This window comes from Nocardioides sp. Z38_18 (genome assembly GCF_058215695.1).
The window spans coordinates 1,069,519-1,081,095 of record NZ_JBZAJE010000001.1; the positions used below are offsets into that span (position 1 = coordinate 1,069,519).

Genomic DNA, 11,577 nt, shown 5'->3' on the forward strand with positions numbered 1-11,577 from the left:
TGTATGAATGGGGCGAGATCAAGTCAAGGCCTCGGTGTCAGGTGAGTGAGCCGACCCGATCCAGGATCGCCGCGGCAAGCTCCTCGGGCCGCTCGTCGGGAAGCCAGTGCGAGGCGCCCTCGATCACCTCGAACCGGTAGGGGCCGTCGACGTACTTCTCGCACAGCTCGGCGCCCACGCGGCCCAGGGCGGCGTCGCCATCGCTCCAGACGTAGGTGGTGGGCACCTGCACGTGCTTGTTGAACGTGCCGGGGCTGGACAGGGCCAGGGCGCGGTACCAGCCCAGGGCGCCGGGCAGCGCCCCGCTCTCCACGATGTCGCGTTGGTAGGCGGCCAGCATCGCCTCCGTCATCCCGCTGCCGCCCAGGAACCGGGCGGCGGCACGCCGGTCCGAGAGCACCCGCTCGGGCAGCCAGGGAAGGTTGAAGAACGCCATGTACCAGGAGTGCAGCGCCTGGCCGCGCGGCATCGCTGCCATGAAGGCGCCCGGGTGCGGGACCGAGACTGCTGTCAGTGTGCGCACCTTCTCCGGTGCGAGAAGTGCCGTCCCCCAGGCGACCGCGGCACCCCAGTCGTGGCCGACCAGGTGCACCGGCCCGCCGGTGAGGTCGGCGAGTGCGAGCACGTCCTTGACCAGCTCCGAGGTCCGGTAGGACCGGCGCCCGTCGGGGCGAGCACCGGGGGAGTAGCCGCGCTGGTTGGGTGCAAGGGTCCGCAGCCCCTGGGCGTGCAACAGCGGCACCACCTGGTCCCAGCAGGTGTTCAGCTGGGGGAAGCCGTGCAGCAGCACCACCACGTCCCCCTCGAGCGGCCCCTCGTCGCGGACCTCGAAGGTGAGCCCGTCCCGGGAGTACGACGTGATCCGGTCAGCAGTCATGGAGAGAGAGCGTAGTGATCCGGTCGGTGGGCATCCACCCACCGCGAACGGACTTGGCGCGGCCCACCATGATGGGCGCCAACGCGGCCGCCCGGCCACCCACACCCCTACCGAGGAGCTGCATGTCGTTGCTGCCAGCCAATGTCCGTCGAGAGCTCGTGATCGCGGGTGCCACTGGCGCGTTGGGACTGATCAGCCCCGCAGCCCTGCCGCCGCGTGCGTTGCTGGCCTACCGGGTGGTCAGCGCCGGTCTGTCCGGCGTCTACACCTACGACACGCTCCGCAAGGAGGACACCTTCGGTGACCAGCCCGCCGCTCGGTTCGCGCTCGCCGCCGGAGCGACCGGTGCGATGTTCGGGACGATGGGCCTGTGGGAGCGGTGTGACAGTGCGGCGCACCGGTGGCTGGTCGCCCGTGGGGTGAAGCACCCCCGCCTGGTGATCGCGGCCGGCACAGCGGTGACGTCGCTGGTCACGGGTCTCCTGGGATCCGCGATGGAGGACGAGGAGGAGAACGAGGAAGGGGACCGGGACACCGCTCCCGAGCTGGTGGACCTCGACCCGCGGCTGCGCGCCCTCGTCGCCGCGATCCTCGCCGCGACCAACGACTTCAGCGCCCCGGTGCTGCGGGAGCAGCTGACGCTGACACAGGCAGAGGTGTGGGACCCCGAGGAAGGCCCGGACGACGAGCTGCCCGGTTTCGTGGGGCTCGCGGTCGCCGGCGCCCACGACGTGGCCCGTGCGGTGCCGCACTCGTTCGCCTTCCCGGTCCGCGCGGAGTTCCAGCACGCCGGCGCGACCTTCGAGGTGGAGCTCGACATCCAGCAAGGACGCCTCAGCAGCGTCTCCCTCACCCCCGCCGCCGCCCTCGCCCCGGAAGATGCGGCCGAGCCGGCCTGGCCCACCACCTGGCCCACCGTCGACGACATCTCGCTGCGACACGAGTCGGCGACCGACTGACCCGACGACGCCACCGGGGAAGTCGCCCTCGAGCCGGTTGACGGCGACCCAGTGCTCGTCGTCGACGAACTCGGCGCCGATCAGCTCGGTGGTGTGGGTGAACTCACTGCCCGCACCGCGCAGGAAACCACGCTGAGCCGGTCCGGACGGGTCCCGGGCCGGCGAGCCTGACCGCCGTCCCGGAGGGCGTACGACGGCGGCTGAACGGGTATGGGCCAGCCATGACGACCACACCGAACGAACCCGAGCAGGACCCGACCGTCGTGCCCTCCGGCGACCCCGCCTCCCCGGCGGAGCCGTCCGAGTTCCCGGCCACGGACCCCGAGAGCGAGCCGGACCCGGACGCCCAGCCCGGGCAGATGCCGGACTCCGCCGACCCGGAGATCAACGCTTGAGCGCACAACCGGGGACCAGCAGCAGCTGACCCCCCAGCTGCCGTTCACCCAGATGCTGGAGCCGATCTACCAGCGGATGGTCACCGAGCCCGACCACCACTTCGCCTCGCTCGCCGAGCTCGCAGCCGCCACCCGCGGCTGAGCCGCGCTCGCTCACCCCGGACGCGCGGACGCCCGGGAAACGAGGTCGGACCTCGTGCCCCGGGCGTCGCTGCGTGACTCAGCGGCAGGTGCGGATGGAGGCCGCCGTGGCCGTGGTGCCGTTGCCCATGGCGCCGGTGCCGAGACCGGCGCTCAGTGCGTAGCCCGCACCCCGGGGGATCTTGACCGTCCCGACCTTGCTGACCTTGCCCTTCTTCACCCAGCCCGACTTCCAGTTCTTGCCCACCGAGATGTCCTTGCGGGTCGGCTGCGCGATGCCGTTGACCCGCGACTTCGCCTTGGTGGCGTTGATCCGGACCTTGATCTTGACCGGCTGCGTGGCCTTGGTCGGGATCCGGCACGCCTGCATCTTGGCGCCGTTGATGCTCGCCAGGGTCTCGAAGCGCAGCGGCTTGGCGGCCTCCGCGTGGACGGCAGGCACGGCGAGGACGATGGCGAAGCTGGCGACGGCGGTCGCTGCGGTACGACGGAGGACAGTCATGGGGTTCCTTAGGTGCTGGGGAGATCCACACCCGGCGGTGCGGTCGGCACAAGGTAGTGGCCGCCGCGGTGCTGGCGGAGCAAAATGGACAATTCTCCGGACGCCCGACCGTCGTGGTCCCTAGATGATGCCCTGCGCCAGCATCGCGTCGGCGACGCGCATGAAGCCCGCGATGTTCGCGCCCGCGACGTAGTTCCCGGGGCTGCCGTACTCCTCGGCGGTCTCCAGGCACCGCTGGTGGATCCCGCGCATGATCTCGGCGAGACGCTCCTCGGTGTGCTCGAAGGTCCAGGAGTCGCGTGAGGCGTTCTGCTGCATCTCCAGCGCGCTCGTCGCCACCCCGCCCGCGTTGGCGGCCTTGGCCGGTGCGAACTTCACCCCGGCCTCGACGAAGGCACGTACGGCGTCGGGGGTGCAGGGCATGTTCGCGCCCTCGGCCACCACCGTGCAGCCGCCCTTGATCAGCGCTGCCGCGCCGTCCTCGTCGAGCTCGTTCTGGGTGGCGCACGGCAGCGCGACGTCGCACGGCACGTCCCATACCGAGCCGTCGGTGATGTGGCGCACGGACCCGGACTTCGCGTCGGCGTACTCCGAGATCCGCCCCCGGCGCCCTTCCTTGATCTCGCGGAGGAGGTCGAGGTCGATGCCGTCCTCGTCGACGACGTAGCCGCCGGAGTCGGAGCACGCGACCACCTTGCCGCCGAGCTGGTGCACCTTCTCGATCGCGTAGATCGCGACGTTGCCGGATCCGGAGACCACGACCGACTTGCCCTCGAAGGAGTCACCGGTCGCCTTGAGGATCTCGTCGACGAAGTAGACGGTGCCGTAGCCCGTGGCCTCGGTGCGGACCTGGGACCCGCCCCAGGTCAGTCCCTTGCCGGTGAGTACGCCGGACTCGTAGCGGTTGGTGATCCGCTTGTACTGGCCGAAGAGGAAGCCGATCTCGCGGCCGCCGACGCCGATGTCGCCGGCCGGGACGTCGGTGTACTCGCCGATGTGGCGGTAGAGCTCGGTCATGAAGCCCTGGCAGAACCGCATCACCTCGGCGTCCGAGCGTCCCTTGGGGTCGAAGTCGGACCCGCCCTTGCCGCCGCCGATCGGCATGCCGGTCAGGGAGTTCTTGAAGATCTGCTCGAAGCCGAGGAACTTCACGATGCCGAGGTAGACCGAGGGGTGGAAGCGCAGGCCACCCTTGTAGGGGCCGAGCGCGGAGCTGAACTCCACCCTGAAACCGCGGTTGATGTGCACCGAACCCTGGTCGTCGACCCACGGGACGCGGAAGATGATCTGTCGCTCCGGCTCGCACATCCGCCGGATGACGGCGGTGTCGAGGTACTCCGGGTGCTTGGTCACCACGGGACCGAGACTGTCCAGGACCTCGTGCACGGCCTGGTGGAACTCGTTCTCGCCGGGGTTGCGGCGCAGCACCTCGTCGTAGACGTCGTGCAGCTTCTCGTCGAGGGTGGGCACGCAGTGGCTCCTTTGTTCAGGTGCTGAGGGTGAGTTCAGTGGCGGTCCCGGACCGGCGCACCAGCTCCCCGAGTGTCTCAGTGATCCCCTCGGCGAGCACGTCCAGGTCCCCGGCGGACCCGTAGTCGCCGGTGATCCCGAAGGTCAAGGCGTCGCGGTAGGACAACATCGCCACCCCGATCCGCACCCGGTCCGCGATCGGGACGTAGGGCAGCAGCTCCTGCAGCTCGCGCCCCAGGGCGTACAGCGTGTCCCGCGGCCCGGGCACGTTGGTGGTCACGGTGGACACCTGGCGTTGCGGGAACCGCATGCCGGCCCGGATCGCCCAGCTCACCGCAGCGAACGGGCCGTACTCAGCCAGGGTGGTGACGCTCGCGCCGCCCTCCGGCTCGTGACCCGTCTTGAGCGCGGCGACACGTGCGTGCACGGCGGCCAGCACCTCCACGGGGTCCTCGAGGTCCACCGGCAGGTAGGGGAGCATCATCGAGACCCGGTTGTCCGGGATCGACTCCTCGCCCGGTGCCCGCATGGAGACCGGCACCAGCGAGCGCAGTGCACGGGCGTCCGGCGTCTCCCCGCGGGAGAGGAGCAGGCGACGGAAGCCACCGGTGATGGCGGCCAGCGCCACGTCGTTGACGGTCACCGAGTGGGCCGCCCGGACCGTGCGGATGTCGCTGAGCGTGGCCTGCGCCCAGGCGTAGCGCCGGCTCCCGTCGAGAGAGCCGGTCAACGAGGTCGGGTGCACTGGGCGGGCCGCCTCGGCGAGCCTGAGCAGGCCGGCAGTCGAGGCGACGGTGCGGGCGAGCAGCAGCCGGGGCGCCGACAGGGCGCCGACCGCGGCACTCACGGTGCGGGCGGGGGAGGAGGCCAGGTCGAGAACCGCCCGACCCGTGAAGGCCCACTCGCTCTCCGGACGGGGCGGCTGCCAGGTGTCTGCCTCCGGCTCGCGCGGGACCGGCGTCGGGTCCAGCAGCAGCCGGTAGAGGTCGGTGCCGGAGACCCCGTCGACCATGCAGTGGTGCACCTTGGACAGCAGCGCCCAGCGGCCGCCCTCGAGCCCCTCGCAGACCCAGTACTCCCACAGCGGCCGGCTGCGGTCCATCCGGCGCGACATCACCCGGCTGAGCAGCCGCGCCAGCTCGGGTCGACCCCCGGGGGCCGGCAACGCGGTGCTGCGGATGTGCCAGCCCAGGTCGAAGTCGGGGTCCTCCACCCAGACGGGGGCGGTCAGGCCCAGCGCCACCCGGCGTACCTTCTGGCGGTAGCGGGGGACCAGCGGCAGCCGGCCGGCGATGGTGGCCACGAAGTCGTCGATGTCGGGCAGGGGACCCTCGAAGATCGCCACCGAGCCGATGGCCAGCGAGGCGGTCCCGTCGACGTCCTCGGCCTCGAGGAAGCTTGCTGCGAGCGGGGTGAGTCTGTCCATGTGCCCAGCGTGGTCCGCGAGGTTTGTCCGTCCCAGAGTCGAAGGTCCCCGCCGCGGACTGCCGGGTGGCAGTGATCGGCTGCGGCCCGGCGGAGCACCCGGTTAGCGTTCGGCCATGTCGACCCCGGACCGGCCCACGGCCAGCTTCGCGCTCCTGGACGCAGGTCAGGGGGTGCGGCTGCTCGCCGCCGTGCCGGGACCGCCGTTGGCTCCGGCCGGGTACGGCGAGCAGGAGCTCCTGGCCCGCGGGGAGGCCGCATCCTTCGAGGCGCTCGAGTGGGGGCCCGAGGGAAGGTTCGTGCTGCGGGAGCGGGACCGTGCGGAGTTCGCGACCCGGGTGCTCGTACGGCGGCCCCTGGACCCCGCCGCTTTCAACGGCACGCTCGTCGTCGAGTGGCTCAACGTCAGCAGCGGTGAGGACGCGGCGCCCGACTACACCTACCTCGCGGACGAGCTGCTCCGCCGCGGCTACGCCTGGGCCGGGGTGTCGGCGCAGCTCACCGGGGTCGAGGGCGGTCGCGCCGTGGTGGACCTGCCGCAGGGGTCCGAGACGCCTCGCAACGGGCTGCGCCACCTCGACCCGGACAGGTACGGCGCCCTGCACCACCCCGGTGACGCCTACTGCTACGACATCTTCACCCAGGTCGCCCTCGGGCTGGTCGCCGCGCGGCCCGGGGACCCGCTCGACGGGCTGGAGGTCACCGCCACGCTGGCGGTCGGGGAGTCCCAGTCCGCGTTCGCGCTGACCACCTACGTCAACGGGGTGCAGCCGGTAGCTGGTGCCTTCGACGGGTTCCTGGTGCACAGCCGGGCCAGGTACGCCGCCCCGCTCGGCGAGCCCGGTCGCCCGCTCGACGTGCGCCGGCTGGTGTCCGAGCCGGTGCGGATCAGGGAGGACCTCGGCGTGCCCGTCGTGATGGTGCAGACCGAGACCGACGTGCTGGGCTCCCTGGGCTACCTGGCCGCGCGCCAGCCCGACTCCGAGCACCTCCGGCTGTGGGAGGTGGCGGGGGCCGCGCACGCGGACCGGTTCGTGATCGGCGAGGCCGAGCCGTTCCTCGGCTGCTCCGAGCCGATCAACCGGGGACAGCAGGGCTTCGTGGTCCGGGCCGCGCTCAGGCACCTCGACACCTGGGCGCGCGGAGGCCCGCCGGCTCCCCGCGCCGACCGGCTCGAGGTGGAGCAGGGGACGGTCCCCGAGTCGTTCGTCCTCGACGGGCTCGGCAACGTCCGGGGCGGCGTACGGACTCCCGCCGTGGACGTGCCCGTGGAGGTGCACTCCGGGCTGGCCGCGCCCGGCGCCTCCCACCTGTGCCAGCTGTTCGGGCGCTCGCTGCCGCTGGAGCCGGACGTGCTCGCGCGGGTGTACGGGTCTCCCGAGACCTACCTCAAGCGCTACCGCGACGCGGTCGAGCAGGCCGTGGCGGCCCGGTTCGTGCTCGCCGAGGATCAGGAGGCGCTGCTGGCCGAGGCCCGGCCCGAGCGCGTTCCCGGCTGATCGCGCCCCAGGTCGACCACGCGGTCCACGAGGTCGAGGCCCACGGGAGCGTGCGTGATCCAGACGATGCTGCGATCACGGGGGCCGGTGAGGACCTCGGTGGCCAGCTGCGTCGCCGTCGCGTGGTCGAGGTGGGCGATCGGCTCGTCGAGCACCAGCACGCGCTGCGAGGACAGGAGCGCGCGGGCGATGCCGAGCCGTGCCCGCTCACCGCCGGAGACCTGGGCGTGCCCGTCCCCGAGCCAGGTGTCCAGGCCGTCGGGCAGGGTGGCCAGCCAGTCGCCCAGCCGTGCCTGCCGCAGCGCCTGCGCCACCTCCTCGTCGGTGGCGTCGGGCCGAGCGAGCCGGACGTTCTCCGCCAGGTTGGTGCCGAACACGTGCGGGTCGTCGTCGACCAGCCCCACCACGCTGCGCAGGTCGTCGAGGCCGAGCAGGTGGATCGGCGTACCCCCCAGGGTGATCTCGCCCGCGGAGGGGTCCAGGAAGCGGAGCATCAGCCCGGCCAGGGTGGTCTTGCCGCTGCCCGAGGGCCCGACGACCCCGACTCGTGCGCCGAGCGGCACCGGGAGCGAGAGGTGCTGCAGGGTGTCGGCGTCCCCCCACCCCGCGGAGACGTCGGTGAGGACGACGTTGCTGGAGTCGGGGAGGGGGCGTCGCGGGGTGTCCTCCACGAGTGGAGCGGTGTGCTCGAGCGCGGAGAGCCGGTCGGCGGCGGAGGCGGTGCGGGCGGCCAGCGCGGCTGCGTCCGCCAGCGGTACGGCGAGGTCCGCGAGGGCCAGCGGCAGCAGCACCAACAGGGCCATCATCGGCCCGGACAGCTCGCCCGACGAGACCAGCGGCTCGGTGAGCAGGGCCATTGCCGCGACTCCCGCGCCGGAGGCGAGCAGCGCCAGCCCCCGCGCGGCACCGGTCCAGCGGGCGGCGGAGACGAGCGCCGCGCCGGTCCGGTCGCTGGCGGTGGCCACCCGGTCCAGCGCCCGGTCACCCGCCTGCCACATCACCAGCTCGGTCGCGGTCTGGAGGACCTCCACCACCTCGGTGGAGAGCGCCGCCCGGCGCTCGATGCCGGCGGCCTCGGCCCGGCCGGCGCCGATGCGGGCGACGCCGTAGGCGAGGGCACCGGCCACGGCAGTGGTGAGGCCGACCACCAGTGCTGCGGGCGGCGCCAGCACCCAGGCCACAGCGACGGCGAGGGCACCGACGAGCAGGAAGACCCGCACCGGCATCCGCACCCGCAGCTCGCGGTCGACCACGCTGTCCACGTCGTCGACGATCGCGGCCAGGACGTCCCCGCGACGGTTCCCGAGCCGTCCGGGCGTGAGCGGCACCAGGGCGTCGTACACCTCGACGCGGCGCTTGGCCAGCAGGCGCAGTGCCACGTCGTGGGACTTCAGCCGCTCGACGTAGCGCAGCGCCGGACGCGCGAGCCCGAACGTGCGCACCCCGACGATCGCGACCATCAGCGTCAGCACCGGTGGGTGGGTCGACGCCTGCACGATCAGCCACCCCGCCGTGGCGGTCAGCGCCACCCCCGACGCCGAGGCGAGCGCACCGAGCAGCGTGCCCGGCCACATGCTCGTCGTACGGGGTGGAGCGGGAGTTCCGGGTAGTCCGAGACGTTCCCGTCGTACAAACCGGTCATCCGCGACGGTTGCGTCTCGGACTATCGGGTTGGGGGCGGGCTCGGGGGCGGAGAGCTCCACCAGGGTGTCGGCGATCGAGAGGATCGCGGGGCGGTGGGCCACGACGACGACTGCGCTGGTCCGGCCGAGCTCGGTGACGGTGTCGAGGATGACCTGCTCGGTGAGGTCGTCGAGGTGGGCGGTGGGCTCGTCGAGGAGCACCCAGGGGCGCTCGGCCAGTACGACGCGGGCCAGGGCGAGGCGGGCGCGCTCGCCGGCGGAGAAGTTGGCGCCGTCCTCGCTCACCCCGGTCTCCAGACCGTGGGGGAGGTCGCGGACGCGCTCCTCGAGCGCGACCCGGCGCAACGCCGCCCATAGCCGGGAGTCCTCGGCGCCGGGGTCGGCCAGGCGGAGGTTGTCCGCGACGCTGCCGGCCACGAAGACCGGGCGCTGGGGGAGCCACGCGATCGGGCCGGGGACGCTGACGGCGCCGCGCTCGGCGGGCACCAGGCCGGCGATCGCGGAGAGCAGCGTGGTCTTGCCGCAACCGGAGGGTCCGGTGATCACCGTGACGCCGCGGGGCGGGATGCTCAGGTCGAGGTCGTCCACGGCGGGGGTGGGTCGTCCGGGGTAGCGCACGGTGAGGCCGCTCACGACCAGCGGCCGGTCCGGGGGTCCTGCGGTCGTGGCCTGCTCCTCAGGGGTCGCCTCGCCGGAGTCGTCCAGCTCGTCGACGGCCTCGAACGTGGCGACGCCCTCGGCGGCGGCGTGGAACTCCGCGCCCACCCGGCGCAGCGGCCAGTAGGCCTCCGGCGCCAGCAGCAGTACGACGATCGCGGTCTGCAGCTCGAGGCCGCCGGAGGCGAGGCGCAGGCCGACGCTCACGGCGACCAGCGCCACCGAGAGGGTGGCGACCAGCTCCAGCACCGCGGAGGACGCGAAGGCCAGCCGGAGCGTCCGCAGGGTGGCCTGCCGGTAGCGGTCGGTGATGGTGGCGATGGTCTGTGACTGCGCGCGTGCGCGGCGGTGCACCACCAGCGTGGGCAGGCCGCGGACGACGTCGAGGAAGTGGCTCGACAGCGAGGCCATCGACCGCCACTGCTCCTCGGCGCGGTCGCGTGTGGCCAGCCCGACCAGGGCCCCGAAGACGGGGACGAGGGGGAGGGTGCACACCACGATGAGCGCGCTGAGCAGGTCCTGGGTGGCGATGGCCACCACCGTCAGCACCGGGAGCACGCCAGCCAGTGCGAAGGCCGGGACGTAGCGGGTCAGGTAGGGCTCGGCCGAGGCGACGCCGCGGGTGGCCAGCGCCGCGGTCTCGCCCGACGCCGGGGAGGGCTTCCCCTCCGCGATCCGCTGCAGCACCACGGACAGGATCCGCTGCCGCAGGGCTGTCCCGACCAGCACCGCCGAGCGCGCCGACCAGATGTCACTCACCCATCCCAGGGCGCCGCGGCAGGCGAAGACCGCCGCCACGGCGAGGCCCCAGGCGACGACGTCCCCGCCCCTGAGCGCCGCGACCACCAGGCCTGCGACCACCCAGGCCTGGGCGATGACCAGGACGCTGGTCCCGACTCCGGCGACGAGCACCCCCGCCAGCGGTCTCCGCGCGGGCGAGAGCTGCCGGCGGATCCTCGGGTCGTTCGGCTTCACTGCGAGGCTGCGGGGTCCGCGGCGGGCACGGTGACTGACTCGGGGATGTGGTGCACCGAGATCCGCTTGCGGAAGACCCAGTAGGTCCAGCTCTGGTAGAGCAGCACGATCGGGGTGAAGATCACCGCGACCACGGTCATGATCTTCAGTGTGTACGTCGTCGCGGCGGCGTTCGTCGTCGTCAGGTCGATCCCCGACGCCAGGCTGGTGGGCATCACGTTGGGGAACAGGGCGAGGAACAGCCCTGCGATACCGGCGGTGATCGCGATGAAGGTGCCGGTGAAGGCCCAGCCCTCGCGCATCGCCCGGATCGCCCCGAGGCCCGCGAGCAGGGCCACGGCCGCGACCACGAAGGCGACCGCCGAGGCCACGGAGCCTGTCTGCGCCTGGGTCCAGCCCAGGAAGGCCACGGCCACCACGGCCGCCGCCAGGCCCACCTTGACCGCGAGCGCCCGGGCGGCCACGCGGATGGGGCCCTCGGTCTTGAGCGCGATGAACATCGCCCCGTGGGTGAGGAACAGCAGCAGCGTCATCGCGCCACCGAGCAGCGCGTAGGGGTTGAGCAGGTTGAAGAAGCCGCCGACGTACTCCCCGTCACCGTCGATCGGCACACCGCGCAGGATGTTGGCGAACGCCACGCCCCACAGCACCGCCGGCACGAAGGAGCCCACCGTCGCGGCCAGGTCCCAGCGACGCCGCCAGCCGGCGTCGTCGCGCTTGGCGCGGTACTCGAAGGCGAGGCCTCGCACGATCAGTGCGGCGAGGATCAGCAGCAGCGGCAGGTAGAACCCGCTGAACAGGGTGGCGTACCACTCCGGGAAGGCGGCGAACGTGGCGCCGCCGGCCACCAGCACCCAGACCTCGTTGCCGTCCCACACGGGGCCGATCGTGTTGATCAGCACCCGTCGTTCCTTCTCGCTCTTGCCCAGCACGGGGAGCAGCATGCCGACGCCGAAGTCGAAGCCCTCGAGAGCGAAGTAGCCCATCCACAGCACGGCGATGAGGGCGAACCAGATGGTCGTCAGTTCCATGAT

The 11,577-nt window shown here is 72.5% G+C and carries 9 protein-coding genes; 3 read left to right on the forward strand and 6 right to left on the reverse strand.

Going from position 1 to position 11,577, the window contains the following annotated elements; all coding sequences use genetic code 11:
• Positions 1-37 precede the first annotated feature (37 nt).
• The gene (locus tag AC4BGC_RS05040) at positions 38-877 is read right to left on the reverse strand and encodes an alpha/beta fold hydrolase (protein ID WP_490554634.1); all 840 of its coding nucleotides are present in this window, start codon (positions 875-877) and stop codon (positions 38-40) included.
• Between the two features lie 122 nt (positions 878-999).
• On the opposite strand from AC4BGC_RS05040, the gene AC4BGC_RS05045 reads away from it, so the two are divergent.
• Positions 1,000-1,836 carry a hypothetical protein gene (locus AC4BGC_RS05045; protein ID WP_490554635.1) on the forward strand — a complete coding sequence of 279 codons (837 nt, stop codon included), beginning with the start codon at positions 1,000-1,002 and terminating at the stop codon, positions 1,834-1,836.
• Between the two features lie 221 nt (positions 1,837-2,057).
• Positions 2,058-2,231, forward strand: a complete 174-nt coding sequence (locus AC4BGC_RS05050; protein ID WP_490545568.1) for a hypothetical protein — start codon at positions 2,058-2,060, stop codon at positions 2,229-2,231.
• 220 nt (positions 2,232-2,451) lie between these two features.
• On the opposite strand, the gene AC4BGC_RS05055 is transcribed toward AC4BGC_RS05050, so the two are convergent.
• The 3 genes from AC4BGC_RS05055 to AC4BGC_RS05065 form a co-directional block, all read right to left on the reverse strand.
• Positions 2,452-2,874 (reverse strand): hypothetical protein, encoded by a 423-nt coding sequence (locus tag AC4BGC_RS05055; protein ID WP_490545566.1) that lies wholly within the window; start codon positions 2,872-2,874, stop codon positions 2,452-2,454.
• A 120-nt stretch (positions 2,875-2,994) separates the two neighbouring features.
• Entirely contained in the window at positions 2,995-4,344 is a 1,350-nt protein-coding gene (gene gdhA / locus AC4BGC_RS05060; RefSeq protein WP_490554636.1) for an NADP-specific glutamate dehydrogenase, read from the reverse strand.
• Positions 4,345-4,360: 16 nt separating this feature from the next.
• The gene (locus AC4BGC_RS05065) at positions 4,361-5,770 is read right to left on the reverse strand and encodes a WS/DGAT/MGAT family O-acyltransferase (protein ID WP_490554637.1); all 1,410 of its coding nucleotides are present in this window, start codon (positions 5,768-5,770) and stop codon (positions 4,361-4,363) included.
• A 115-nt stretch (positions 5,771-5,885) separates the two neighbouring features.
• Here AC4BGC_RS05065 and AC4BGC_RS05070 point away from each other — a divergent pair, with 115 nt between their 5' ends.
• Positions 5,886-7,268, forward strand: coding sequence for an alpha/beta hydrolase domain-containing protein (locus AC4BGC_RS05070; protein WP_490554638.1), 1,383 nt, complete (start codon positions 5,886-5,888; stop codon positions 7,266-7,268).
• Here the strand turns inward: AC4BGC_RS05070 and cydD are convergent.
• Both cydD and cydB read right to left on the reverse strand, forming a co-directional pair.
• The gene (cydD, locus tag AC4BGC_RS05075) at positions 7,220-10,543 is read right to left on the reverse strand and encodes a thiol reductant ABC exporter subunit CydD (RefSeq protein ID WP_490554639.1); all 3,324 of its coding nucleotides are present in this window, start codon (positions 10,541-10,543) and stop codon (positions 7,220-7,222) included. The genes AC4BGC_RS05070 and cydD overlap by 49 nt on opposite strands.
• On the reverse strand, positions 10,540-11,574 hold the full coding sequence (gene cydB, locus AC4BGC_RS05080; protein WP_490554640.1) for a cytochrome d ubiquinol oxidase subunit II: 1,035 nt from the start codon (positions 11,572-11,574) through the stop codon (positions 10,540-10,542). Before cydB ends, cydD begins: the two co-directional genes overlap by 4 nt.
• Positions 11,575-11,577: the final 3 nt, after the last annotated feature.